Raw genomic sequence first — 26033 nt, 5'->3', positions numbered from 1 at the left:
GCTTCAAAAATCGAGGATAACTCTAAGCTTTTGATTTTGAGGGGTTAAGTTTTTTAGATTGTGGCGATCGCTTGGCAAAATCAGAATCAAAAAAATATTTACTTTCAATATCTCCTGTCTAATATTTTTATTTTTTTTGGCAAATAAATAATAACTAATAGTGATTTTCCTAAGAAGATTTTTGACTTCCGTCTCCCGAATAAAACTTGATTTGAACGAGAAGATAAACAAAGCCCAAACTCCAAACAAGTAACTGAAAAAAAATTGTACTAGAATGCCAAGATTATCTACCCCGACAGTTTTGCCTGGAAGCCACAAACTTATTCCTACCAACATCAAAACTAAAATGTTTAATCGGTGAAGATTTTTAAAGGTCATCTTCAGCAAAGCTAATAAAAAGAAGATTAGCATAACATTATCGTAAAACCTATGATAAGTCGAAACTCTTCCAATTACAGAAGCAATCGCAAAAAGCGTTAGCAGCGAGGAATTGTGATAGGTATAAAAAATGACTGTAACAGCTACTACGCCGATCAAAGCTAGCAATATTGTTGCACTTGTAGGGGCAATTCCTAAGTTGGTTAAAAAAGCTATACTTGAATATCCCTCGTCGGCAAAGTGTTTTGATTGTCTGAGAAGAGTATTTAACATATAAAGTAAAAAATGCCCAAAGAGGATATCCTCCCGATTTTATTTCCCCAATCTTTGGATCGAGCTTGAGAGAATCTAGTGTAACGTCGTAAGGATATATCCCGCGATAGATATACTGTTGTTCTTTCCATCGCAGCACTAAATCGACAGGATTATTTGGATCGAGCATTAAATGATAAAATCCCTTAATTCAGATAAGCAAAAGCAATTAAAAGCAACAAAAAAGACAAAAAACCAAATTTTATCTGAATTAAGTCTTAAAAATCTCATATTTTCAATCTATTTTTCGTTTGCGATCGCCGACTCTATCGCCAAATATATAATGAATAATCAAAAGCTTGCCCAAGAGCGATTTTCACAAACGCTTTATGCAAATCTCTCCATTGATGCTTATTTAATTTGCCAGCTTGGGCAAAGAGAATGTTAAAAACTCAGCTAGTAACGAGAAGGATTTGAGGATTAACCGAAATCTTATAAGTTATGCTAGTTTACCTTATAACAAAACATAGATCTTCCTTAAGCGCGATCCTTGCTTTGTTAACATGTGTTAGGATCCAGTGTCGATCGTCGTGAAAAAACTTTCATGTATTTTTCATGTCAATTTCAGAAACTTTCCTGAAATTAAACTAAAAGCACTTAACCTAGCGACTAATAGTCTTAGTAGAGAAAAACTGTGAGAAATCGGATACAACCATCGATCTCAGTAGTTATTCCCGTACACAACGGGGGCAAACCTTTCCGGCAGTGTCTGTCGAGCCTAAAAGAGTTTGCACCGCCAGAAACAGAAATTATCGTTGTCGCTGATGGCGATGAAGAGTCAGGAGATATAGCAGAAGCGTTTGGCATGCGCGTCTTGAGAATTCCTAGCGCTGGCGGTCCGGCAAAGGCGAGAAATCTGGGAGCTAGGGCAGCTACAGGCGAGATTCTTTTTTTTCTGGATGCCGATGTCACTATCTGTGCTAGCACGATTCCACAAGTCAGTCGTGTCTTTTGTGACGAACCCGACTTGGCAGCCTCAATCGGCTCTTACGACGATTCGCCTGGGGCAACTAATTTTCTGTCTCAGTATAAAAACTTATTTCATCATTACACCCATCAGACGAGCAGTGAAGAAGCATCTACCTTTTGGGGAGCTTGTGGGGCAATCCGTCGCGATATTTTCCTAAAAATCGGAGGATTTGATGAAAGTTATCGCCTTCCTTGCATAGAAGATATTGAATTGGGCTATCGCCTCAAGCAAGCTGGCTACCGGATTAAACTTGCCAAAAACATACAAGTCAAGCATCTCAAGCGATGGGAAGTCATTTCCCTATTGAAAGCAGACTTTTTTTACCGAGCGCTTCCCTGGACTGCTCTAATTTTACGAAATCGCCAGGTAAAGAACGATCTGAACTTGCAGTGGTCTAGTCGAGTTAGCGTCATCTTAGCCCACGCCTTGTTGGGGTCTACAGTGTTGGCGTGGTGGTGGTTTCCAGCCTTGCCGCTTGCTCTCATCCTCTGCATAACACTTTTGGCAATCAATCGTCCGGTTTACCAGTTTTTTTATCACAAGCGTGGGACGGTATTCGCAATCGCGACCATTCCTTGGCACTGGCTTTATTACATCTACAGCGGACTAGCATTTGCGATCGGTATTCTTCGCCATCTACTGAGCACAATTCCCTATAACTCAAACCAAAGAACTATCAATGGCTAACATGGAACATCATCCCGTCGTTATTATCGGAGCAGGTCCAGCAGGTTTAACTGCTGCTTACGAACTCGTCAAGAATAGCGTTCGTCCCCTCGTACTAGAAGCAGATAATAAAGTGGGCGGTATTGCTCGCACTGAGGTCTACAAAGGCTATCGCTTCGATATTGGCGGACATCGCTTTTTTACCAAAGTAGGAGAGGTCGAACAACTGTGGTACGAGATACTCGGAGATGATTTTATTAAAGTTCCCCGCCTCTCGCGAATCTACTACCGAGATAAGTTCTTTGACTATCCCCTCTCATTCTCCAGTACCCTATCGAATCTGGGACCGATTTTCAGTGTCCTAGTCGTCTGGAGTTATCTCAAGGAAAAATTAAAAGCTCTCATCAAGCGTCCCGACCCGCAAACTTTTGAAGAATGGGTAACGCACTGTTTTGGCAAACGTCTGTACAAAACGTTTTTTAAAACCTATACCGAAAAAGTCTGGGGCATTCCTTGTAGTAAAATTCAAGCCGAATGGGCGAAACAGCGCATCAAAGGCATGTCGCTCAAGGCAGCTGTCATTAATCTTCTATTTAAGAGAACCAATGCCAAGAGTCTGATTAAAGAATTCGACTATCCAGTTCTCGGTCCGGGAATGATGTGGGAACGGTGTCAGGAATTGGTGGAAGACAAAGGCGGACAAGTGCGTCTCAATACCAGAGTCGTTCGCATCGAGAGACATGGCAGCCGCATCAAGAGAGTCATTGCCCAACACGACGAAAAAACTATCGAGATTAGCGGAAATCATTTTATTTCTAGCATGCCCGTCACCGCCTTGCTTCAGCGCCTAGATCCCGCTCCGCCAGAGGAAGTTTTGCACGCAGCGCGATCGCTTTCCTATCGAGATTTCTTAATCGTAGCGCTGATTGTCGATGCAGAAGACTTGTTTCCCGACAACTGGATTTACATTCACAGTCCGGAGGTGAAAGTCGGTCGCATCCAAAACTTCAAGAATTGGAGTCCGGCGATGGTTCCCGACCAAACCAAGACTTGTTTGGGAATGGAATATTTCTGTAGCGAAGGCGATGCTATTTGGGAGATGTCCGATACGGAATTGCTCGATTTGGCAACGCAAGAATTGGATAGTTTGGGTCTCGTCGATGCTAGCAAGGTTGAAGACGGTACGATCATTCGCCAGCGCAAAGCATATCCCGTCTACGATCGCAATTATTACAAGCACCTCCAGGTCATTCGCGATTACATCGAAACCTTTGAAAACTTACAAACGGTCGGACGTAATGGCATGCACCGCTACAACAACCAAGACCACTCGATGCTGACGGCGCTTTTAGCTGCTAAAAACATTCTCGGAGAGGAACACGATCTCTGGAACGTCAATACGGAACGCTCCTATCACGAGGAATTTACTCAAGAAGAGTGGCAAAAACGACAACAGGAATTAAAAGCAGCGCAAGTCTGAGACAAGTCGTTAGAAGGGGTAAGGCAATGCCTTGCCCCGAAAAAATGCTGCTCTCTTAGCAGGTTGGCACGAGGATAGTTAGACAATTTAATTTTCATGTTATATACGCTCGTCGTTTGGACGATACTAATTTTTGTTTGTCCTGCTATCGGAATAGCCGTTCTCAATTGGTTAAAAGCAGATTGCTTCGATCGCAGGAGCGATCGCTTGATGATTGCCGTTTGGTTGGGGACGATCGCTCCTAGCATATCGTTGCTTGCCGTCTCGCTGGTTGTTCCCCTATCGCCGTTGGTCGGCGGGACAGTCGCGATCGCTTTAGTTGCATTGTCTTTGGGATCGCGCCAGGCGAGGAGGGAGATTTTTAGTTTTCGAGTGCTTCTTTCTCCGAAATTAATTACAGGATTTCTCGCTATAGAAATAATCGTTGCCGCTTTAACGACCCAACAAATTAATTGGTTCGATACGGGTCTTTACCATCTCGGTTCCATTCAATGGCTATCTCAATTTGGAGCCGTTCCTGGATTGGCTTTGATTCATTCTAGATTTGGGTTTACCTCATCTTGGTTTGCTTTTTCTGCCCCGTTAACCCCTCAATTTTTAGGCGATCGCGTCGGGGCAATTACTAACGGATTTGTTTTTTTAATTTATGTTTTCCATTTTTTAATCTGTTTGCAGCGAGGAATTACCAAAAATCTTCGGTTATCCGATTGGTTTTTTATTTTCTTTTCAAGCGTAATTATTTGTGCCTATACTTTATCGGCTTTTTTGAATGAATCTATTCTGGTATCTTTTTCTCCTGACGTTCCAATAACGCTTCTTATCGGCGTCACAGCTTGGAGTATTTTACTCATTTCTAACTATTATCAATCCCTTTTAATAGAGAATAATACTTCTCATTTAGATGCCTATCTTATCCCGCTGATTCTCTCTGTTGGAGCAGTTAGTATAAAGCTGAGTGCTATTCCGCTTTTAGCGATCGGCTTTTTGTTTTATGTTTTTGGGAAAAAGTTAGCGATCAAACGAGTTTTTGTGGGAGTTATCCTAGTCGCTATTGCGTTACTACCTAATGCTCTATTTAGTATTACTACCTCTGGATGTCCCCTCTATCCTTCCCAGTTTATGTGCGTCGATCTACCTTGGTCGGTTCCAGAACAAACCATTGTCCAAGAAACGTCAAAGATAACCGGATTAGATATGCCGTCTGGTAGCGATAATTTTTTATTGGAAGCATTCCAGAAGCGGTTTACCTGGATAAAATCTTCAATCAAATTACAAATAATGCTTCTGTTATTTGTTACTTCACTAATTTTATCAATTTGGATGTTAATAACATCGAGAAGCTCGAATCCTCCTAAAATGAGGGGGCAAAATTGGATAATTGCTTTGGGGATATTAGGAACTTCTTTCATATATACTAAAATTCCTTTGTTAAGATTTGCTTTGGGATATTTAATTGCAATCCCTGCCTTATTTTTAGCTAAATATTATTTGGTTAGGGGAGAGAAAAACTTTCTCTTATCTCATTTTTTCAAAATAATCGAGTTGACTAGAGTTAAACAATTCGCTCGCTTAGGAGCAATTGGCTTAGCTGTAGTTTCTCTTGCGATCGCGGGAGGACAATCTCGCCTAGTTTTCCCCTCTAAATTACCGAGTTTTGATTTAATATATGCAAAAATTAATGATGTAGAGTACACCTATCCAGCCAACTGGACTAATAAATGCTGGATTACTAAATTGCCTTGTTCGGAAGTAGGAATAAAAAATGATATTAAATTGCGCAATCCAGCCAAGGGAATAGGAGCGGGATTTATTCTCAACGAACCCAAAAAATAGAGAAATTGATAGATGGTTAACCGAGGAAAATTCTCGCTCATTGTAGATTTTATTAACCCGTCAAAATCATCGGATCATGGAGTACAAATCTGGACCGTTTGTTTCTGCGATCGTTCCGGTTTTCAACGATTCCGAGCATCTAAAAATTTGTTTGGAAGCTCTAGAAAAACAGACCTATCCAAAAGAGCTTTATGAAATAATTGTTGTCGATAACGGTTCGAGCGATCGCGAAAAAGTTCAAAGCATTGTCGCTCGATTTAGACAAGCTATTTTAACCGATGAAAGCATTCCGGGTTCCTACGCCGCTCGCAATAAAGGAATCTCGCTAGCTAAAGGAGAAGTAATCGCCTTCACCGATGCAGATTGTATTCCCGCTCCAAATTGGATAGAAAAAGGAGTAAACAATTTGCTCAAAGTTCCTAACTGCGGGCAAGTAGTCGGTAAAATAGACCTTTTTTTCAAAAACCCAGATCGACCGACAGCAGTCGAACTTTATGAAAGTATTACTGCGTTTCCTCAGGAGAAATTACTTAAGGAGTATAAAGGTGGGGCTACCGCCAATGTTTTTACCTTTAAAGAAGTCATCGAGCGCGTCGGAGCTTTCGATGCAAGTTTAAAATCGAATGGCGATCTTGAGTGGGGAGCGCGGGTTTTTGCTGGGGGATACGTGCAAATTTATGCCGATGACGTATGCGTGGCGCATCCAGCAAGATATTCTCTGGCTCAACTGTACAAAAGAACGATCAGATTAGCAGCAGGAAGCTATCAGCGGCAGTGTAAAAACGTATCTTCTCGCTTAGAAAAGCAGAAGCTGTTTCTCGATTGTTTATGGCGCAATATGATTCCTCCTTTATTTTTTGTCTTTAATGCTTTTCGAGATTCGCGCTTGCAAGGATTAAACCAGAAAATTCAAGTGTCTCTGATTATGTTTTATGTCAGATACGTGAGTGCTTGGGAACTGTGTCGGCTTCAATTAGGAGCAACGTCAGCGAGAGAATAGCCTTGGAAAGGATAGGAGTCAGGAGTCAGAATAATTAGATATTCTGATTGCTCGCTCAACTAAGAGTTTTTATGAAACTATAGCTTCTACTTTTCTATCTTATGTTTGAGCAAAAAACCATGAATGCAATCCTAGAAAATATTTACGAGACTGGCTACGTAGAAGACGCTGAGGGAAATTCGATTAATCCTTTCCCCGTTGCTACTCCTCGCGAGACGGGCACCATTCTCTACGATCTAGTTCAGAAACACAATTTTCAAAAAAAGGATATGTGTTGTTTGACGATATATGGATGCCAGGAATTAGGAAAGTTTTGTATTACATATTAAGAAACCGACGCTATGAAGTTGTCAAAATTGGCAATTTTCCAAATTTATCCACGTATTTAATGAGAGTTGCCTACCGCTTTTTACAGAATCCTTTTGAAAGAGATTACGGAGGAATCAGATTTTTCTCTCATAATATATGCCTGCTGAAAAAACTTTCTGAGGATAAGCGAGACTGGAAATTCCATCGCTCATTTTGACAAAAATATAAAACTATGGAACCCAAACAGCCTTTCTTTTCCATCATTATTCCCACTTACAATCGCCCAGAGCGACTGGAAACTTGCTTGAAGTCCCTAACTCGTCTGAACTACCCGCGCGATCGCTTTGAGGTTATTGTCGTTGATGATGGTAGCGCGCGATCGCTAGATTCAGTCGTATCGCCATTTAGAGGAGAACTCAACCTCCAGCTCATTCGGCAAACTAACGCCGGACCCGCCGCTGCCCGCAATACGGGCGCCGCCAGTGCGAGGGGAAAGTTTCTTGTCTTTACCGACGACGACTGTCAACCCGATCCCAACTGGTTGAAGGTGCTCGAAACCCATTTCGACCGGTATCCCGATGGCTTGCTCGGCGGTCATACAATTAACGAATTATCTGAGAATCTCTACTCAGAAGCCAGCCAGCTTTTAGTCGATTATCTTTACACTTACTACAATCGCGACCCCCAGCGAGCTGCGTTCTTTACTTCTAATAACTTTGCCCTATCGACAGAACGCTTTCGCGAGCTTGGCTACTTCGATACGACGTTTCCCTTGGCGGCAGGAGAGGATCGGGAATTGTGCGATCGCTGGTTGCATCGCGGTTACACAATGGTTTACGTCCCGGAAGCTTTAGTCTATCATGCCCATAAACTTTCATTGCCTACCTTTTGGCGGCAGCATTTTAACTACGGTCGCGGCGCGTTTCATTTTCACCAAGTCCGTTCGCAACGCAATCTAGAACCTATTAAAGTCGAGCCACTGACGTTTTATACCGACCTACTGCGCTATCCTTTTTCTATCCCATCTCGCCATCCAAGAGTCTTATTGGCTGGCTTATTTTTTGTTTCCCAAGTTGCCAATGTCGCAGGATTTTTCTGGGAACGGTTGCAGCGCGATCGCAGTCTTTTGTGATTTTAGGGAAACGAGTTATTCCTTAACAGGCGATCGCTAACAAAGGAGGAATGGTCAAGGCTTTTAAAACAGAAAAATCTCGAAACTCATTCATAACATCAATCAACTTGAGAAAACATCGTCAAACCCCAGGAATTTTAAAGACCTGTAACCTTAATATAAGATAAATTAATATAAGTTCTCCCATCTCCCATTAGTTATTCTCAGCCAGGGAACTACTTCATCGATAAAACCTCTAATTGTTCCAACTGAAATATGTCTTCCTACACCGGTTTTTCGATGTCTGTGAGAAGTGATCCCGATCGCTTGTCCATAAGAGTTAATCAATGGTCCGCCGCTATATCCGGGGAGAACTAAGTCACTAGAAGTTATAAAAGCTTTTAAAAGCGTTCTATAAGATTGTATTTTTTGACTCTGTAATTTAAGAACCTGTCCATTGGACATCTTCCATTCTTCTGGGAAAGGAAAGCCAATTGCATAAACTGGATTTGAATCTACTAAAATTAACTCCCCTCCTGCTTCATCTTTAATCTTGGTATCAGCCCAAGTAACTTTTGGCAGATCGTTAGCTCCTTGTAATTTTAATAAAGCCAAATCAAAAACTAAATCGCTTTCAAAAACCTTGCCAGTAAGCTTTCTTCCATCTTTTAATTTAACTGATACCGTTGATTTCGTTCCGATAACATGCTGGTTAGTAAGAACCAACCCATCAGAAGTAACAATTATGCCACCACCGCCACATTCGCCGTCTTGGCTCGTTTCTTTTTCGATACAAACAATAGATGGACTAACTTTTGCATAAACTCGATCGGGAGACAGGATTTTTCCTTCTTCAACAAAAGCAGTTGCCATTAACTTAGAGGAATTAAAGGCAAGATTTTTTTTATTGTCTGACTTAGATTGAAATTGAGCGATTAATTGTTCTGCTTGCCAAGCATTGTAATTATTAGTTGCTCGATAATCTATTTTGCTTTTTTTCCGAAATAAATCTCGTGCTTTGGTTAGATGAAAAATTGCCTGTTTTTCTTTTCCTAAAATTCCTAAAACATTCCCTAGATCGCTATGAGCTTCTGCAAAATCTGATTGAAGATCGACGGCTATTTGGTACTCGGCGATCGCGGCGGGTAAATCCCCCAGCATATCTAGCACTATTCCTAAATTATAGTGAGACCAAGCACTACGAGGATTTCTTTTTACTTGCGATCGGTATTGCTCGATCGCCTGGGCTAGGGTACTATAGTCCCACCGATCGGAAGCTGGTTTCAGGATTAGGCTATACCTAGCTAAAGACTCATTGGGGTTAACAGGCATTTTTTTGGCATAAGCTTCTATGAATTCTTGGAAGTAATGTTCGGTTTTCAACAGCCAGCCTAAATTGGTATTAGCGACTCGATAGGATGGCTTAAGATCGAGTGCTTTCCTAAAAGCAGCGATCGCGTCTTGTGAGCGATCGTTCCAAAAAAGAATTACCCCTAGATTGTTATATGCTTCCGCTAAGTTAGCATCCTGTGCGATCGCTTTACGAAAAGCTATCTCTGCATCTAGCATTTGTGAGTGTTGGTAAGACTCGATTCCTGCTTCTAAAGCAGCGATTGCATTGGGATGGCGAGATATGCTTTCTTTCTCAGTAGTGACAGAAATATTGGTACGCAAGCGATCGAGGCGTGCTATATATAAAATTAGAATGCCAACAATAACCCCGCAAATGACTAGAAAATAAAACTTTCGAGTAAATTTAGACATGGCATATCTACAAGACTTGCCTCTCAATCTCGGTTTTTCTACTCGGAACCGATTTAGCGCTCGATCGATTGGATCGTAACCCATCCCATTATAATTGAACGCGATCGCGCTAAAATCGATCTCCCTACAGGATAAGCAATACAGAAAGATAAATCTTTAAAAAATAAATTTCTTGGAGCTAAAATATTAACCTAATAGACTGAAATAGCCTTGTATGTTCGGGTACGATCTTTGAAATAATTTTTAATCTAAAAAAAATGACTAAAAAAGTTTTAATTATTGGGGGTTGTGGAAGAATTGGGAGTAGCGTAGCTCAAGATATCGCTAACCACACCGATGCAGAAGTTATTGTTACGGGTCGCCAACCCAGACAAGATATTAAACAACCTCTACAATTTCTTGCCTTAGATTTAGAAGATTTAGAAGGATTAAGAGCTGCGATCGCAACTTCTAACTTAGTCATTCATTGTGCAGGACCGTTTCATTATCGAGATGGTCGGGTTCTCAAAACTTGTATCGAACAAGGCGTTAATTATATCGATGTTAGCGACCACCGTTCTTTCTATCAGAAGGTTATCAATTATCGAGACGAAGCAAAAACGGCTGGTATTACGGCAATTTTAAATACGGGAGTTTTTCCAGGAATTTCTAATAGTATGGTTCGTCAAGGAATAGAACAGCTTGACGCAGCCGAAACGATTCATCTCAGTTATGTTGTAGCAGGTTCTGGCGGTGCTGGTATTACCGTCATGCGAACGACTTTCTTGGGATTGCAACAACCATTCGAGGTGTGGATAGATGGCAAATGGCAAAAAAAATTGCCTTACACCCAACGAGAAGTTATAGAATTTCCCAAACCGTATGGCAAGACAGGCGTTTATTGGTTTGACGTGCCAGAAACTTATACCTTTGCTGAATCTTTTCCTGTCAAAAACGTTATTACAAAATTTGGGTCAGTTCCCGATCTATATAATCATCTAACCTGGATTACAGCTCATGTTTTTCCTTCGGCATGGGTTAAGAGTAAAAAAGGAGTTGAATTTTTTTCTCATGTCGGTTATAAAATGACCTCCGTGACCGATCGCTTTAGCGGCATTGGGGTAGCAATGCGAACGGAAATAAGCGGCAAGAAAGGCGATCGCAATGTCAAATATTACTCGACAATGGTACATGAAAATACAGCAATTGCTGCTGGATATGGAACGGGAGGCGTTGCCCAATTAGTACTAGCAGGAAAACTCCACCAACCTGGAATTTTTCCGGTAGAACAAGTCTTGCCAACTAATTTATTTGAGGAAACTATGGCAAGTCGAGGAATTAAAATTCATCGACAACTGAACGTTGAATAATATCAAATCCGTTTAACGATCCCCAAGAAATCAATTTCTTGGCTAACAGCATAAGTCCATTAACATGGACTGAAAGCCTTATCTAGCGAGCGCGAAAGTCCTCGCCTATAGGACTTTCGCGCTCGAGCAAGGGAATTCTAATGAATTCCCTTCCCGCTAAAACTCGAAATAAATAAACTTCGATGGGGTTTTTTCTGCCAGTAGGACAGTTAAACCAAGCAATACTGGCGATACCCAAGGAGAGAGAAGTAACTCGTACTCAAATTTCCGCTGCCAAATAGCGATATGCTCCATCAGGAGAACAGCCGTTGCCAATATCAAAATAGCAATCAGCATGACTCCTTCATTTAGGCTATAGGAACTAAATAATTTGCCCAAGCCAGTCAAAGAATAGTTCCAAGGGGTTGCGATCGCAAGTAATTTAGCTAGCAGTCGTCTAGTATTCGTCTCCATAAAGAATAAACATCCTAGAACCACTGAGGCAAAGGTTAGTCCCCAAGAGACAAATTGAGGCTGGGACATGTATTTGCCGATAAAGCCATAAAAGGGTCTGCCCAAATAGCGTAAAACTAGCAAGAGAGCGCCGTGATAGGCTCCCCAAAGGATGAAATTCCAGGCAGCACCGTGCCAGAAACCAGAGAGCGTAAAAGTGATAAACAGGAAAAAGGGAGCCAATTGCTTTTGCGAACCCATGAGCGGGATAAAGACGTAATCTCGGAACCAAGTACTTAGCGTAATATGCCACCGCCGCCAAAATTCATTGATACTTTGGGAAGTATAAGGAGCTAGGAAATTAAGCGTTAATTTAATGCCCAAAAATCTAGCCAGACCCACTGCAATAAAGCTATATCCGGCAAAGTCAAAATAAATTCTGAGTGCAAATAAGAAAGCCTGGAACCAAATAATCCAAGCGTTATCTGCCACTTTCAAATCAATATAAGGTGAAAGGTTGTCGCCGAGGACGAATTTCATAAACAGCCCCAAAGACAGCCACTTTAGTCCTTGCTCGCAATTATCAAAAGAAAATTTAAAGCGAAACGATTCAATTTGAGGGAAGAGATCCACGCGGCGTTCGATAGGACCGGCGACGATTTGAGGAAAGAAAGAGACGAAGTTAACATAATCGAGAAAACCGATCGGTTTCTTTTTCCTTGCAGTCAGCGAATCGACGACGAAAGCAACCATTTGGAAAGTATAAAAAGAAACGCCGGGAGGAATGCGATCGGGTACTGGAATGGGAAAGGTTGTTTGCCAATTTTGCGGTATAGTTGCTACCAATCCCGCCACATCTTTGACAAAAAAGGCTAGATATTTAAAATAGGCAAGAATTGCGATATCAAAAACGATGACAGTCATCGCAATAAGCCTAGCTTGCACGCTTTGGTAACGCAACATCAGCGCCACCATAATGTAATTGAAGACGACCTCGAAGACAAAGACAGCGAAGCTAATGCGATCGGTATTCAAAAACAGCATTAGCGACCAAACCATCAGTCCGATGCTGTCAAAGCTATCTCGCCAAAGATTGAGTGTCTTCGCAAGATAGCGTATCCCGAAATAGGGAATAGCAAATCCGATTAAAATAAGCCAAAAGGAAAAGTCAGAGTAATTCAAGGCTCTGCAATATGGGATTGGTGATTAGCGCTCCCGCCCGCAGGACGGTGGAGATAAGAGAAAAAAGAAAAAAGTTAAATTTCTCAAATAGTACGGGCGCATCGCCGTGCGCCCTTATCCTGATTACTGATTTTATTACTTACGCCCCCAAAGACCCCCCCAACCCTTTTTTCCGCTAGAAGCTGGCTGTGCTGTTTCCTGACCAGAAGCTTCTGCTTGGGCTGTTTTAACGTCGCCTAACGCACTCGACAAATCAAAGTTCTCGCATAAATATTGAGCTGACTTCTCAATGGTCGGATGATCCCAGAACAGCGTAGAAGGAAGCTCTAGATCGAGCCAATCTTCCAAGTCGCCCACCATCGTCACGGCATCGATAGAATCGAGTCCGTAGCGGGTCAACGGTTCGGTAACGTTTATCGTTTTGGGATCGAGAGATAGTTGCTCGGACAACTGCTTGACCAGCCAATTTTGGACGGCTTCGACAGGAGTCATTGCTGGTGCTTGTTCGTCAAGCTTGAAGCTGGAGTTCTGAAGTTGCATGGGTTTTATCCTCTTGTGTTTTTGATTGCGATCGCGCGAGTTGGAAAGGAACGATTGAGAACAGTTTATCTTCTCTATAAAGCTTAAGCAGTTCTTGAGCGACGTTTTCTACATAAGGTTCACAGATAAAGTACGGCAGGGGTCGCAAGCTACGCAAAAGTCTGTGCAGACTCAGTACCAGCCATTCTCCCTTAGCAAAGAAATCGCCCAAATTTTTCCGATTATACAGCCACATATGCAAGCAAGCTGCTGCTGCGTGCAACGTGCAGTACTTCTTGGCGATTTCAAACAATTCGGGCGATTGCTCGTGACCGAATTCAAATTTTGAGTTCGCTATCTGTTCGTCATGGGCATTTAATTCCTCTAATACTAGATTTCCCAGATCGAGCAGCTTAGCCAACACTGCTGGATCGAGATCGGTATCTTCTTTCAATCCCTCCAGTTGTTGCAGAGCAATTTCTAGTCCCTGTAATGGGTCGTCCATACCGCGACCGAACAGTTCTAATTTTTGGGGTTCAAAGGTCGGCACGGGTTTGTTCAAAGAAAAGATGGTTTCCAGACGAGACCGAATCTCTGCCATCGTTTGCGGCTTTCTTCTAGCGCGGTACTTGCTCAACTGACGCAACTGAAGAATTAGCGCGTGCAAGTTAACGATCGTGCTACCATCAAACATGCTGATAATAGAGTTATCCCGCAGCACCTTTTGGAAAATGCCATAGTCATGTTCTTCCCGAAAGTAGAAACGAGAACCTAGAACGACATAGACGCTATTCACCATCGTCTCTAACCGCACAGTGACAAAGTATTTCACCACTGATGCCCAGACGCTAAACTGTTCCGGGATAATGTGAAATCCTCTAGCTGCGCCTATAGTTTCGCACTCGCAAATTAAAATGTCGAGGAAGGCATCGACGAGGGTTTTACGAGGCTGGGGGAGATCGATCGCTTTCTTGCCGTAGAGAACTCGATTAGTGGCAAAGTTCAGGGTTGTCCTAAGAGCAGTATCGGCAGCTCCGTGGGAGAAAGCAGCGCACAACATCCGCGTAATTTGGAAGCCTTTGAGCGCCAATTCCAATCCGTCTCCCTCTTCCTTGAGGCGCATCGAGTCGGGAACGAAGCAATCTTTAAACCCAATCCCGCTCATATCAGAAGCGCGAATGCCGTGGGTAAGGATTTTGGGTAGGTTGTAGTACTGCGAGGGGTCGAGTTCGCGCTTGTCCACCATAAAAAGGGTGAGGCATTTCGGACCGCCTGCGGGTTCTGTTTTCGCCAAAATATAAGCAATGCCAGAAATAGTAGCGCGGTTGATGGGCCATTTTTCTCCGTTGAGAAGATAGCCGCCGGGAACTTTCGTCGCCGTCAGTTCGCCGCCTACTAAATCGCTGCCGTGTTCTCTCTCGGAATAGCCGAGACACATTGCTCCACATTCGTCCATGATGTAGCGAGCAAGTTTTTGTTTCTGTTCCTCGCTTCCTGCCATCCAAGTCAGAAACGACCAGAAGAGGGTAGTAAAGGCAATGCCGATGGTCTGATCTCGACGCGACAGAACTCTGACAAAGGCGACAAATTCCTCAAAAGAGGTAAATTTTCCGCTACAATTGGCAGGGACGTAGTAATGTTGTAATTTCCATTTGTATAGCCAATCGATTTCTTGGTGCGGGAATTCCTCGCTTTCATCGATTTCTATGACCCGCCTAAAAGACATAATGCTGTCTGGGGCGAGAGGATCGCCTAAATCTTTTTCGAGCGTTTGGGCAACCCAGTATTGCTTGAGTTCGTGCATCAGATTTTCGCTCCATTCATCCAAGAAATGATTTCAAAACAATGCTTTTTTGTCATTGCTGAAGGTCGAGAGTTCACCAGAATTTGTCGCTATTTTAGCCATATCTTCTGTTGGTTAGCTCAAAAGAAGCGCGATCGCCTTCCGATAAAACTACAATTTTTACTCTTCAATTTCCTCATCCGCAGGACTAAATTTTGCCACGAGTTCGGGATTTTCGCTCCAAGCGGCAACGATGTTAATCGTTCCATTCAAGAAGTTCTGGCGGCAAGCGCGACGCTGAATCTTGCCACTCGCCGTTTTGAGAATGGTTCCCGATTTTGCCAACACGATCGCGTAGACAGGAATTTCATGCTGTTCGGCAATTTCTTGACGAATATCGCCAATTATTTGCTTTAGATCTAAATTTTCAGTTCGACGCTCGACTTCCTGCACGATAACCAATTGTTCTCCTCCATTATCTTCAATAGAGAAAGCAGCCCCATAATCGGGGCGAAGGGCAGGATGCAGATGTTGCACCGTCCATTCAATATCTTGCGGATAGTGATTCGTGCCTCGCATAATAATTAAATCTTTGATCCGTCCGGTAATGTAGAGTTCTCCATCTCTGAGGAATCCGAGGTCGCCCGTGCGCAGGAAAGGCCCTTCTCCGCTATCTTGGATATAAGCTCTGAAAGTGCGCTCTGTCTCTTCCTCGCGCTGCCAGTACCCTTGAGCGACGCTGGGATCGGCAACCCAAATTTCGCCTACTTCATCGGGTGCACGGCGAATTAAGGTATCGGGATGCACGATCGCAACTTTGGTATCGCAAACCAGACGACCGCAGCTAGCAATAGTCCGAATGCCGTTTTCTCGCTCTGGCTTGGCATCGACAATCTTATCCTTTTCTAAAGCGGCAGCTTCTAGGCGTGTAATAACGGGTTTGTGTCCTTTGGGTTTCGTCGAGACGAGCAAAGTATATTCTGCCAATCCGTAGGCGGGAGCAAAGGTCTCCCAGGCAAAGCCACAGGGAGAAAAGGTTTCGACAAACTTTGCCATCACTTTCGGGTTGATAGGTTCGGCTGCATTTCCTGCCGCTTGCCAACTGCTCAGATCGAGTTCTTCAAGATCTTTTGGTTTAGCGCGGCGAATGCACAAGTCATAGGCAAAGTTAGGCGCTTGAGAATGGGTGACGCGATATTTAGTAATGTTTTTTAGCCATTGAACGGGACGCTTGATAAAGGCGAAGGGAGACTGGAGATAGCAAGGCGTGCCGTTGTAGAGGGGCACCATCATTCCTTCAACGAGTCCGTAATCGTGGAAGTATGGCATCCAAGTAAGCGTCACGCTATCGGGTTCGTAGCCGCAAGCTTTTTGTAAGTAGCCAGCATGGTGAATCAGGTTAAAATGACTGAGCATTACACCTTTAGGCGTGGAAGTAGACCCCGACGTATACTGAAGATAAGCTAACTGGTTTTTGTCTGCCTGCGGATCTTGCCACTGTTCGGCGAGGGCAAGATCGACGGTTGCCGAATCGATCCAGTGCATTAGCTCGAATTCGGGAAATTCGTCGCGCACGTTCTCGATTAAAGACAAAATTCCCGCTGTAGTTAGAGCAAAGGTGGCTTGAGCGTCTTTAACAATCGCTCGCAGTCTGGGTAAGGTTCGCTTGAGTCTGCCGGATTCTGGCGGGGGAACGGGAATGGCAATCACTCCCGCATACAGACACCCGCAAAAAGCAGCGATGACTTCCAGTCCTTGAGGATAGAGCAATAGCGCTCGTTCTCCTTTTGCCCGATACTGTTGTAGTAAGGCGGCGATCGCTCTGGCTTGACGGTCTAATTCTCCATAGGTCAGAGGCGCACTTTCTGTTTTTCCATCGATGAGAAAGGTGTAAGCATGACCGTCAGGTTGTTGTGTAGCTCTCCCGCGCAGGAGTTCGATTAGGGTTGAAGGAACCGTTTGGATCGCTGTTGATTTTTCAAGGCTTTGGGTCATCTTTAACTCGTTAGTAACTTTTAGATTAGTCCTCTTGCCGTTCTGCGACTTCCTTCAGACACGACGGAGCGGCAGAGCGTTACCTACATTGTCGATAAATTAGAACATATAAACGTTAACTTAATTACAAATTATGTCAACCTCTTACCTAAATTGTCAGCCCCATTCAACTTCTTTCTTGTAGAAGTAACCTTCAAGAGCCTTAAGAAAGCTATTCTTACATAAATTCAAGATAAAGATTCAAGCATAATACTATCTTTAAAGCTTTTAAAGATAGAGTTACCAAAAACCTTTTTAATCTAATAAGAAAAGCTACGGCACTGACTCGGTACGATTGAAAGAAAGATCGGGGATCTCTCGTAGGCGTAATTAGTACGAAGCCTATAAGCTAGTACAAGCCAAAATAGATGGGGAAGGAGGTCGAAAGAGGGTGCGATACTCACTTTTGAGTCGGTTTCAAGGCGGTTTGCTCGGCGGTTTCCTGGGAGAGATTTTAATTGGCAGTTCTTCAAAACGAGAAGGAATGATCGTATCGGAGATAGGGATCGACTCGATCGAACCTTGGCTCGCTTCTGGTACGTTGTCTGCCGAAGACTGGGAGCAAATTGGCGCTCGCCTGTCTACTACTTTAGAGGGCAAAACTCCTACCAACGGCGGCGAATTGGCTGTAGCGGCGCTACCCATACTGTTCTTTTTTCATGACGACTTGGGGTTGCTCAAAGAGCAGCTACAACATTTGGTAAACATTTGGCAATTGTCTGCACAGACCTTAGAAGATGTTTTAATATGGGCGTATGCGATCGCGCTGGCACTCAGAGAAAAACTCGATCCCGATCGATTGCTTTCTCAAATCTTGGCTCGCTATCGATTGGCTCAGACTCCCCTCATGGACCAGCTAGAGCAAGTTCGGACTTGGCTAGAGCAAGGAACTTCCCTACGGCAAGCGATCGCCCAAATCTCTAAGGGCGGCAAACCGAATCCGATAGTGCTAGCACTCTACTGTTTTGCTCGCACTCCAGAAGATTTTCGACTTTGCTTGATGCAAGCCATTCGGACGGGCAAACAAGCTTCTCTCGTTGCTGCTCTAACTGGTGCTTTGGCAGGAGCGCACAACAGTTTTAGCGGAATTCCTATCGATTGGCGTGTAGCGGTTGGCAAACACCCAACGGGTCAAAAACTTACTAGAGAGGTGACTTGTCTGTTTGCTGCTTGGTCGGGCGCTTATAGACTAGAAGGCTTGGATACTCTTGAATCTGCTGCTGTCACTTCGCCTCTGGTAATGCAACCCCGCTCTTCTCTCAAGATTATTTCTCAAGGAGAATATTCATTTTTAGATCCTCTGTTTAATGTAGACAGTAAAGTAATAAAAAAGTAAACACTGATGTTTTACACGATAGTTTACTAAGTATTTATGCTTAAAAGTTATGAAATCGCTAGCGAGACAATTCCAGCCAGCTCCTTCTAATCCTATAAAATCAGATCGTTCTCACACTCTATGAAGACCTTTCGTTCATTGACCAAGCAATTTGAAGAATGGCGACGAAAAGATCGAGAGTCTCACTCCTTCTCCGCATCAGAGAAGGCACCTGTGCCAATAACGGCAAGAGCAGGAGCGATTTTAGAAGAGCAGACCGTCTCAAACCAACCCTCTGCATCAAAGCACAAGCGCAAAGCTCAACCGCTAGTAATCGTAGTGGCGATCGCTTCTTTGACCAGTATTTTTGGCTATCGCTTTTACAATCAACCTCAACTAGGTGTCGGTACGGTTGCTCCCGAAACGATTCAAGCGCCCAAAGACGGTCGTTTTGAAGATGCTAAAACCACAGAACAGAGGCGCAAAGAGATTAAAACGGGAGTAACTCCTATTCTGAAACGGGATTTACAAGCCAGTTCTCAAGTCGAACAGAATTTAGTTGCCATTCTCGATCGCATCGAACAATTGAGACAGGATGTAGGCGCTTTTCCATTCGTAGAGGTAAGCGTTCTCTCCCTAAACAGCCAAAAAGCTTTACGTTCGATGCCCGAACCTAACTGGCAAGCCATTCTTGCCGCAGCCAAGTCCAGCGCGTCGTTTGAGGGTTCAGACCCCGTCATGAAGGCGGCGATCGCCTCTTTAAAAACCTATCGCCAAAAAGTTCCTCAACCGGAATTTGAAACCTCGATCGCCAAAATTTCCATTGCTCGTCAACGATATGCCAAAGCCACGAGTGTAGCAGTCAAACATGCTCATATCGAATTAGACTCAGGCGCGATCGCCGCCTTTCTAGATTTGAGCGATCGCACTTGGCAGAATACCAAGCTCGAACTCTCTCAAGTATCGAGAAGAATTCTCACTCAAGGAATTCCCAGAGGGCTGCCGCCTAACGTACTAGAAGAAACCGTTAAGATGCATTCGAGTCTCTCGCTGACGCAACAAATCCAGCCCGCCGCCAATCAATTGCTGTTGATGGTGTTGCAACCTAATTTGACAGTCGATCGCGAAGAAACGCAACTGAGGGCAGAACAAGCGGCACTCGCCGTAGAACCCGTCATTGTAGAAGTTAGAAAGGGAGACACAATCGTTGAGGAAGGCGATGTTATCGCCCAAGAAGATTTTGTCGTTCTCGATGGTTTTGGGTTAAGCCGTCGCGGAGTTAGCTGGATGGGTTTAGGCATCTCTGCTATTCTCGTCGCTGGTGCGACAGGTATATTTTGCCTGGTCGTCAAGCGAGTCCGCCGCCCAATCCGCCGTCGCGATGCATTTTTGCTGTGTTTGTTGACTCTGAGCGCTCCCGTCATGGCTGCCCTTCATCCTCGATACATGAGTCTGCCTGCGATCGGGCTATTGGTCAGCAGTTTTTATAGCCCAACCCTAGCAGCGACACAGGTCGTTCTGACAGGCGGACTGACGACTTTCGCAGTCGGGGCTGTCGGTTGGGAGCATTTGCTGGCAGGCACGGCAAGTGGGCTGCTTGCTGCTTACTTCGCCGGACGACTTCGTTCTAGGGATGAATTATCGCTACTAGGAGTAGGAGTGGGCTTAACCCAAGGAGGAACCTACTTCGTTGTCAACTTGATTCTGACTTCGTCAGCGGGAACGCTTTGGTCTGCTCTTTTGCCAGGCGCGATCGTTTACGGGTTGTTGGGTTTAGCTTGGAGCGTAGTTGCCTTGGGAATCTCGCCCTACCTAGAACGATTGTTTGATTTGGTAACGCCGATTCGGTTGGTAGAATTGTCCAATCCTAACTGCAGTCTCTTGAAGCGACTGGCAACAGAAGCGCCCGGTACGTTTCAACATACGCTCTTTGTTGCCTCTCTTGCCGAAGCAGCTGCCAGGGAATTGCACTGTAATGTAGAACTGGTCAGAGCAGGAACCCTGTATCACGACATCGGCAAAATGCACGATCCCATGGGATTCATCGAAAATCAGATGGGCGGTCCTAACAAGCACGACACAATTAATAATCCTTGGGTTAGTGCGGATATTATCAAAAAGCACGTGACTGAGGGCTTGGTAATGGCTCGCAAATACGGATTACCAAAGGCGATTCGGGACTTTATTCCCGAACATCAAGGAACGCTACTCATTTCTTATTTCTATTTTCAAGCTAAACAAAGAGCCGAACGGGAAGGCAAGCCCCCCATATCGGAGTTAGATTTTCGCTATGATGGTCCGATTCCTCAATCGCGAGAAACGGGGATTGTTATGCTGGCAGATGCCTGCGAAGCTGCGTTGCGATCGCTCAAAGAGGCTACGCCAGAAATCGCCCTAACAACCATTCACAAGATTTTTAAAGCCCGCTGGCGGGATAGTCAACTCGTCGATAGCGGTATCAGATACGAAGAGCTACCGATTATTGCAGAAATTTTTGTCAGGGTTTGGCAACAAGTCAATCACCAGCGTATTGCTTATCCTAAAGCGGTTCTAGATTCTCACAATCCTGGAAAACTACACTAATACGAGTTTGAAGACGATTTTTCAAGGCGCGATCGCGCTGGCAGTAAGCGTTGCTGGTAGCGTTGGTCTTGTCTTTGGTGTCGTTATGAAATAATAATAAAAAAAACAATGGATAAGAAAAAAGAAAAAAGATGGGTGACATTGAATTTACTCTGACTAGATGCAAAGCAATTGAAACTTTGCTGGTGAAACGTTTTGGAGCTACTGGTCAAGGGTTACATGAAAAAATTTCTAGTGTAGAAAATTTGCTTCCTCCAAATGTAGTTAAACAAGGAAGATATATTGCTACAATTCGCAAGAAAATAACTCATGATGCTAATTATCAAACTCTAGATGACCGCGATCGCTTTATTAGAGCGTGCAATGAAGTTGAAGCAGCTTTACAAAATTACCAGCCTGGAACGCAGCAAAATTTTAACCAAGGGCAGCAGTTTTTCTCAGAAAATAATCGTGAGATTTCAGTAAATTTAAACGAGCATTTTAGAACAATTACTAATCGTTCAGCAACTTGAAGAAATTTTGTTTTTTATTTAGAAAAGAATGCTTTTGGAATTAAAATTTTAACTCGAAAAGGAAGATTAATTTCAATTATTTTTGGGAGAGTTATCTTTGCTTTTATTCAACTTATCGTACTTGGTTTTATTTTAGGAGCGATATCTGAAAATATACAAGAATTTAATTTTCTGGCGATCGCCTTAATTGGAATCACGGTCATCTATTTTCTTACTTTGCTTTCTATCAGAAGTTCTCTAATTACTATTACGATCGCTCCAAACTATATTTATGTTGGCAGACGCAAGTATGAAAGAAGAGGAGAGACAGTATTTTATATTTTTTCAGAAAATATGAATCAGCCGTTTTCTTGGAAAGTTTATTTTATTTATCCAAACAAAAAAGTCTATTTGGCTCGATGTTTAACTCAGGTTGAAGCTGAAGAGTTACTAAAAATTTTATGTAATGCCGATCGAATGTATCGCGAACCTCAAGTAACTTTTTCAATTAAACGGAAGGATGGTCTAATTTTTCTTTCTAGTACCAAAACTAACACATCATTTGTCATTGACTATAATGAAGGACTTTGGCAAGGTCTTCGTTGTCGGATGAAAGTTAATGGACAAGTTGAGTTGTCTAAATCCGAATTAACTGAAATTTACCATAAACGTCTTCAAACTTTAAGTTAAAACAAATAATAGATTGAGCGATCGCATTTTCATTTTTGACTTAGGTTATTTCATGTATGCTTTCTACTATTCCCTCTGCTTGATGAACGATTCCCCGCAATTTTTCCAATGTTTCCTGACTCACAGATTGCCATAAATCTCTTTGATTTGCTTCTAACAATCTCTCTGCCATATCTCTTAATGCCCAAGGATTCTTTTCTTGGATAAACTGTTGTACTTTTTCATCAAATAAATACGCTTCGGCTACTCCTTGGTACATAAAATCTTCTACGCATCTCGCCGTTGCATCGTAGGCAAATAAATAATCGACTGTCGCTGCCATTTCAAAAGCACCTTTATAGCCGTGTCGCATGACACCTTCTATCCATTTCGGATTGACGACGCGCGATCGATATACCCTTGCAATTTCTTCTCTTAATAACCGAACTCTGGGATTGGCTGGAATCGAATTATCGCCGAAATAAGTCTGAGGATTCTTACCCGTTAATGCGCGAACGGCAGCTGTCAATCCTCCCTGAAATTGATAGTAATCATCCGAATCTAATAAGTCGTGCTCTCGGTTATCTTGATTGTGCAATACAACTTGTAATTGTTTTAATCTTCGTTCAAATACTTCGGGTGCTGCATGACCGATTCCCTGCCTGTCATAAGCATAGGAACTCCAATTAATATAAGCGCGGGCTAAATCTTTATTATCCTGCCAATTTTGTGCTTCAATTAATCCCTGCAATCCCGCACCATATGCGCCTGGTTTTGAACCAAATATTCTGTAGCAAGATTTCTGTTTAGCTCGTTCTTTTTCTAATCCTTGTTGTTGCCAGAATACTGTATCTGCTTCAACTTGCGCCGCTAAGGGATTAATTTCTTTGTCTTCTTTTAGACTTGACACTGCATTTATCGCATCGTATAATAATTCGAGTATATTGGGGAAGCTGTCCCTAAAAAAGCCCGATATCCTAATCGTCACATCGACGCGAGGTCGTCCTAAGGCAGATGGAGAAAGAATTTCAAAATCTACGACTCTTCTAGACGAACTATCCCAAACGGGTTGTACTCCCAGCAAAGCGAGGACTTGCGCGACATCATCTCCTCCCGTTCGCATGGCGGAGGTTCCCCAGATAGAGATGGCGAGAGTTTTGGGATATTCGCCGTTTTCTTGGGTATAGCGTTCGATCAGTGCTTCTGCTGCTTTTCGTCCTACGTCCCAGGCGGTTTCGGTTGGGATGGCGCGGATGTCTACTGAATAAAAATTGCGCCCTGTAGGAAGAACTTCGGGTCTTCCTCTAGTGGGTGCGCCAGAGGCACCGCTGGGGATGTATTTGCCATCTAATCCATTCAAAAGGTTAGTAATTTCTTGAGGGGTTTTTTGGAGGGCGGGGAGGAGAATGTTTTGAATCCATTCGAGTTCTTTTTGGGTTGCTTGTCCGAGGGGAGTTTGGGTTGGGTTTTCTATTAGTTCGGCGGCGTATTCTTCTATTGCTTCTATCGCGTCGCCTTGAGTACGGGCGTTTTTTAATCTCTCGCAGAGGCGATCCCCCCTGCCCCCCTTATTAAGGGGGGAGGGCGCAGAGATTTGGGAGGGAGAGAATTTCTCGCTGGGGTTGGCGGTGAGGGGGTTGAAGTCGAAGTGTAAATCTTGGGCGATCGCGCGGGTTAAACCGAGGCGATCGCGACTAGGAGAACGGGCAACAGAAACAATTAAGTCTCGCAGTTGTTTTCCTTGAGGACATTGACCAAATATATGCAATCCGTCTCGTATTTGGGCTTCTTTTAGTTCGCATAAATATCCATCGGCAAGGGTGAGGAATTGGGGGATGGATCTGGGGTCTATTTTATCGATTCCTAAGTCTTTGTTTAGGTTGGTTTTGGCGATGAGTTTGCTGATGCGATCGCTAATAATTTTGAGTCGAGAGGGATCGAGGTTTTGCGCTTCGTAATATTCATCGATGAATGCTTCTAGTTTTTCTAAGTCGCCATAGAGTTCGGCACGAGTCAAAGGGGGAGTTAAGTGATCTAAAATAACGGCATGAGAACGGCGTTTTGCTTGCGAACCTTCTCCTGGATCGTTGACAATAAAAGGATAAAAGTTTGGCAGGGTTTTTAGAGTAACTTCTGGGTAACAAGTCTCGGATAAAGCAATACTTTTACCGGGCAGCCATTCTAAGTTACCATGTTTGCCAAGGTGAACGATCGCGCTTGCTCCAAATTTCCGTCGCAACCAACAATAATAGGCAAGATAATCATGGGTTGGTTCTAAATCGGGAGCGTGATAGTTTAAACTCGGATCGCGATCGTATCCTCGCGACGGTTGTATGCCAATAAATATATTTCCTAGTTGGATTCCGGGAATGGGAAATGAAGAAGTATTTTCTTCTCCGCTCTTTCTAAAGTCTCCCCGGCGATCGCAAATTTCTTTTTGGACTTTTTCTGGCAAAGTACAAAAATACTCTTGATAGTCTTCTAAAGATAATTTTTGGTGAATGAGACGTATTTCTTTTCCTTCTGGATCGTTGGTTATGCCAACCGTCAATCGTCTTATTAATTCATCGCCATTTTCGGGAATGTCTCGAACAGAATAGCCAGCGTTTTGTAATGCTTTGAGAATTTCAATACAACTTGCCGGCGTATCTAAGCCAACTCCATTGGCAATTCTGCCATCGCGATTGGGATAGTTTGCTAAGATTAAAGCAATTTTTCTTTCCGAGATGGGAGTTCGTCTTAGACGTATCCAATTGGCCGCGAGATCGGCAATAAAATTAATGCGATCGCATTTGGGTTGATAAACGACAACATCAGTTTCTAAGGCTTTATTCCAAGTCTTGACTGATTTAAAAGAAACGGCACGAGTAATAATTCTTCCATCTACTTCTGGAAGGGCGACATTCATTGCTACGTCTCGCGGCGTTAATCCTTGAAAACTAGATTTCCATTGTTCTTCAGTCGTGCCACTTAAGATAACTTGCAAGACGGGAACGTTAAGTTTTTGCCATAATTGTGATTGTTCTTCTTTCCCAATTCTGGCTAAGGAAAAACTGGTCGTATTCAGTAATAATTCAATCGAGTCTATAGGTGAAGGTTGGAAGTAAGTTAATAGTTCTTCTTGTACGTCTGGATCTCGCAAAGAAGAAATAAATACTGGTATAGGGGATAAGTTTTTTTTCCTTAAAGCTTGACAAATTGCATCAATTGGTAATGTATTTCCGGCTAGATAATGAGCGCGATAAAACAATAAACCGACTTTTGGGCGAGCGATCGCTCGTTCTTTTTCTATTAATTGCCAATCATACAATCCAACGCGAGGAATGACTTGAGGAGGGGAAGGATGGTAATCATATCCCAGACAAACATCGGCAACGAATTTTAAGGCATTAATCCAGTTTTCTCTGCCTCCTTCTGTAAAATAGCGCCACAAGCGATTGACTGTTGCTAAAGAAACAGTGGAATGGCTAATTAAGTCAGGATCGGGGCGATCGTCGCCAGGTAATATAAATAAAAAAGCATCCGTTTCTTGGGCGATTTCTTTAAGAACTTCCAATCCATAAGACCAATAGGATCGTCCGCCAAGTAAGCGAAGAATAATAACTTTTGCCTGCGACAAAATCGTATCTGCATAGATATCAATACTGAGTTGTTGTTGCAGTTGTAGAAGATTAACAACTCGAATCGCAGGAAATTGAGAAGGTAGACAAGAAACGCAAGCAGCGAGGGTTTGAATATCAGTATCTGCTGCCGTAAGTAAGATGATGGGAGCAGGAGTTTGTTCGATAAAAATTACCCCTTCCGAATCGGGATTCCATCCGCCTGGGGTAGCAGCAATTCGATGCATTTAATT

Annotated in this window: 19 protein-coding genes; 12 read left to right on the top strand and 7 right to left on the bottom strand. The window is 43.3% G+C overall.

Going from position 1 to position 26033, the window contains the following annotated elements; genetic code table 11:
- Nucleotides 1–3 precede the first annotated feature (3 nt).
- Nucleotides 4–651, bottom strand: coding sequence for a hypothetical protein (locus PLE7327_RS08480; RefSeq protein WP_015143431.1), 648 nt, complete (start codon nucleotides 649–651; stop codon nucleotides 4–6).
- 172 nt (nucleotides 652–823) lie between these two features.
- Between PLE7327_RS08480 and PLE7327_RS08475 the strand changes: the two genes are divergently transcribed.
- The 7 genes from PLE7327_RS08475 to PLE7327_RS08445 all read left to right on the top strand — a co-directional run bounded on the left by PLE7327_RS08475 (nucleotide 824) and on the right by PLE7327_RS08445 (nucleotide 8080).
- A complete protein-coding gene (locus PLE7327_RS08475; protein WP_015143430.1) occupies nucleotides 824–1078 on the top strand; it encodes a hypothetical protein in 255 nt (84 codons plus the stop codon).
- A 246-nt stretch (nucleotides 1079–1324) separates the two neighbouring features.
- On the top strand, nucleotides 1325–2347 hold the full coding sequence (locus PLE7327_RS08470) for a glycosyltransferase family 2 protein (protein WP_015143429.1): 1023 nt from the start codon (nucleotides 1325–1327) through the stop codon (nucleotides 2345–2347).
- A gap of 1 nt (nucleotide 2348) precedes the next feature.
- On the top strand, nucleotides 2349–3806 hold the full coding sequence (locus PLE7327_RS08465; RefSeq protein WP_041391977.1) for an NAD(P)/FAD-dependent oxidoreductase: 1458 nt from the start codon (nucleotides 2349–2351) through the stop codon (nucleotides 3804–3806).
- A 96-nt stretch (nucleotides 3807–3902) separates the two neighbouring features.
- Nucleotides 3903–5639 (top strand): hypothetical protein, encoded by a 1737-nt coding sequence (locus tag PLE7327_RS08460; RefSeq protein WP_015143427.1) that lies wholly within the window; start codon nucleotides 3903–3905, stop codon nucleotides 5637–5639.
- A gap of 76 nt (nucleotides 5640–5715) precedes the next feature.
- On the top strand, nucleotides 5716–6639 hold the full coding sequence (locus PLE7327_RS08455; protein ID WP_015143426.1) for a glycosyltransferase family 2 protein: 924 nt from the start codon (nucleotides 5716–5718) through the stop codon (nucleotides 6637–6639).
- Nucleotides 6640–6758: 119 nt separating this feature from the next.
- Complete coding sequence (locus PLE7327_RS08450; RefSeq protein ID WP_144266101.1) at nucleotides 6759–6968, top strand: hypothetical protein; 210 nt, start codon at nucleotides 6759–6761, stop codon at nucleotides 6966–6968.
- A gap of 212 nt (nucleotides 6969–7180) precedes the next feature.
- Nucleotides 7181–8080 (top strand): glycosyltransferase family 2 protein, encoded by a 900-nt coding sequence (locus PLE7327_RS08445; protein ID WP_015143424.1) that lies wholly within the window; start codon nucleotides 7181–7183, stop codon nucleotides 8078–8080.
- 168 nt (nucleotides 8081–8248) lie between these two features.
- Here the strand turns inward: PLE7327_RS08445 and PLE7327_RS08440 are convergent, their stop codons facing one another.
- The gene (locus tag PLE7327_RS08440; protein WP_015143423.1) at nucleotides 8249–9823 is read right to left on the bottom strand and encodes a trypsin-like peptidase domain-containing protein; all 1575 of its coding nucleotides are present in this window, start codon (nucleotides 9821–9823) and stop codon (nucleotides 8249–8251) included.
- A gap of 257 nt (nucleotides 9824–10080) precedes the next feature.
- Between PLE7327_RS08440 and PLE7327_RS08435 the strand changes: the two genes are divergently transcribed.
- Nucleotides 10081–11172: a saccharopine dehydrogenase family protein gene (locus PLE7327_RS08435; protein WP_015143422.1), complete on the top strand. Its 1092-nt coding sequence runs from the start codon at nucleotides 10081–10083 to the stop codon at nucleotides 11170–11172.
- Nucleotides 11173–11328: 156 nt separating this feature from the next.
- Here the strand turns inward: PLE7327_RS08435 and PLE7327_RS08430 are convergent, their stop codons facing one another.
- The 4 genes from PLE7327_RS08430 to PLE7327_RS08415 form a co-directional block, all read right to left on the bottom strand.
- Nucleotides 11329–12786: an MBOAT family protein gene (locus PLE7327_RS08430; protein ID WP_015143421.1), complete on the bottom strand. Its 1458-nt coding sequence runs from the start codon at nucleotides 12784–12786 to the stop codon at nucleotides 11329–11331.
- A 135-nt stretch (nucleotides 12787–12921) separates the two neighbouring features.
- The gene (locus tag PLE7327_RS08425) at nucleotides 12922–13278 is read right to left on the bottom strand and encodes an acyl carrier protein (protein WP_217523412.1); all 357 of its coding nucleotides are present in this window, start codon (nucleotides 13276–13278) and stop codon (nucleotides 12922–12924) included.
- A gap of 16 nt (nucleotides 13279–13294) precedes the next feature.
- A complete protein-coding gene (locus PLE7327_RS08420) occupies nucleotides 13295–15109 on the bottom strand; it encodes an acyl-CoA dehydrogenase (RefSeq protein ID WP_015143418.1) in 1815 nt (604 codons plus the stop codon).
- 159 nt (nucleotides 15110–15268) lie between these two features.
- Nucleotides 15269–17083 carry a fatty acyl-AMP ligase gene (locus PLE7327_RS08415; RefSeq protein ID WP_015143417.1) on the bottom strand — a complete coding sequence of 605 codons (1815 nt, stop codon included), beginning with the start codon at nucleotides 17081–17083 and terminating at the stop codon, nucleotides 15269–15271.
- Nucleotides 17084–17528: 445 nt separating this feature from the next.
- Here PLE7327_RS08415 and PLE7327_RS08410 point away from each other — a divergent pair, with 445 nt between their 5' ends.
- From PLE7327_RS08410 to PLE7327_RS08395, 4 genes are all read left to right on the top strand, one after another.
- On the top strand, nucleotides 17529–18458 hold the full coding sequence (locus PLE7327_RS08410; RefSeq protein ID WP_051036405.1) for an ADP-ribosylglycohydrolase family protein: 930 nt from the start codon (nucleotides 17529–17531) through the stop codon (nucleotides 18456–18458).
- Between the two features lie 120 nt (nucleotides 18459–18578).
- Nucleotides 18579–21020 carry an HD family phosphohydrolase gene (locus PLE7327_RS08405; RefSeq protein WP_015143415.1) on the top strand — a complete coding sequence of 814 codons (2442 nt, stop codon included), beginning with the start codon at nucleotides 18579–18581 and terminating at the stop codon, nucleotides 21018–21020.
- 131 nt (nucleotides 21021–21151) lie between these two features.
- On the top strand, nucleotides 21152–21532 hold the full coding sequence (locus PLE7327_RS22615) for a hypothetical protein (protein ID WP_015143414.1): 381 nt from the start codon (nucleotides 21152–21154) through the stop codon (nucleotides 21530–21532).
- A 333-nt stretch (nucleotides 21533–21865) separates the two neighbouring features.
- Nucleotides 21866–22201: a hypothetical protein gene (locus tag PLE7327_RS08395; protein WP_015143413.1), complete on the top strand. Its 336-nt coding sequence runs from the start codon at nucleotides 21866–21868 to the stop codon at nucleotides 22199–22201.
- 40 nt (nucleotides 22202–22241) lie between these two features.
- Here PLE7327_RS08395 and cobN read toward each other — a convergent pair whose 3' ends face one another.
- Nucleotides 22242–26027, bottom strand: a complete 3786-nt coding sequence (cobN, locus tag PLE7327_RS08390; protein WP_015143412.1) for a cobaltochelatase subunit CobN — start codon at nucleotides 26025–26027, stop codon at nucleotides 22242–22244.
- Nucleotides 26028–26033 lie beyond the last annotated feature (6 nt).

It is taken from the genome of Pleurocapsa sp. PCC 7327 (assembly GCF_000317025.1).
Lineage (GTDB): Bacteria > Cyanobacteriota > Cyanobacteriia > Cyanobacteriales > Microcystaceae > Hydrococcus.
Note: the sequence above shows the minus strand (reverse complement) of the source record. Positions and strands in the feature narration are given on the sequence as shown.

Excerpts from the sequence above, each read along its gene's own strand:
- PLE7327_RS08480 (WP_015143431.1), bottom strand. The coding sequence starts at position 651 with ATGTTAAATACTCTTCTCAGACAATCAAAACACTTTGCCGACGAGGGA.
- PLE7327_RS08475 (WP_015143430.1), top strand. The coding sequence starts at position 824 with ATGATAAAATCCCTTAATTCAGATAAGCAAAAGCAATTAAAAGCAACA.
- PLE7327_RS08465 (WP_041391977.1), top strand. The coding sequence starts at position 2,349 with ATGGAACATCATCCCGTCGTTATTATCGGAGCAGGTCCAGCAGGTTTA.
- PLE7327_RS08460 (WP_015143427.1), top strand. The coding sequence starts at position 3,903 with ATGTTATATACGCTCGTCGTTTGGACGATACTAATTTTTGTTTGTCCT.
- PLE7327_RS08455 (WP_015143426.1), top strand. The coding sequence starts at position 5,716 with ATGGAGTACAAATCTGGACCGTTTGTTTCTGCGATCGTTCCGGTTTTC.
- PLE7327_RS08450 (WP_144266101.1), top strand. The coding sequence starts at position 6,759 with ATGAATGCAATCCTAGAAAATATTTACGAGACTGGCTACGTAGAAGAC.
- PLE7327_RS08445 (WP_015143424.1), top strand. The coding sequence starts at position 7,181 with ATGGAACCCAAACAGCCTTTCTTTTCCATCATTATTCCCACTTACAAT.
- PLE7327_RS08440 (WP_015143423.1), bottom strand. The coding sequence starts at position 9,823 with ATGTCTAAATTTACTCGAAAGTTTTATTTTCTAGTCATTTGCGGGGTT.
- PLE7327_RS08435 (WP_015143422.1), top strand. The coding sequence starts at position 10,081 with ATGACTAAAAAAGTTTTAATTATTGGGGGTTGTGGAAGAATTGGGAGT.
- PLE7327_RS08425 (WP_217523412.1), bottom strand. The coding sequence starts at position 13,278 with ATGACTCCTGTCGAAGCCGTCCAAAATTGGCTGGTCAAGCAGTTGTCC.
- PLE7327_RS08420 (WP_015143418.1), bottom strand. The coding sequence starts at position 15,109 with ATGCACGAACTCAAGCAATACTGGGTTGCCCAAACGCTCGAAAAAGAT.
- PLE7327_RS08415 (WP_015143417.1), bottom strand. The coding sequence starts at position 17,083 with ATGACCCAAAGCCTTGAAAAATCAACAGCGATCCAAACGGTTCCTTCA.
- PLE7327_RS08405 (WP_015143415.1), top strand. The coding sequence starts at position 18,579 with ATGAAGACCTTTCGTTCATTGACCAAGCAATTTGAAGAATGGCGACGA.
- PLE7327_RS22615 (WP_015143414.1), top strand. The coding sequence starts at position 21,152 with ATGGGTGACATTGAATTTACTCTGACTAGATGCAAAGCAATTGAAACT.
- PLE7327_RS08395 (WP_015143413.1), top strand. The coding sequence starts at position 21,866 with ATGAATCAGCCGTTTTCTTGGAAAGTTTATTTTATTTATCCAAACAAA.
- cobN (WP_015143412.1), bottom strand. The coding sequence starts at position 26,027 with ATGCATCGAATTGCTGCTACCCCAGGCGGATGGAATCCCGATTCGGAA.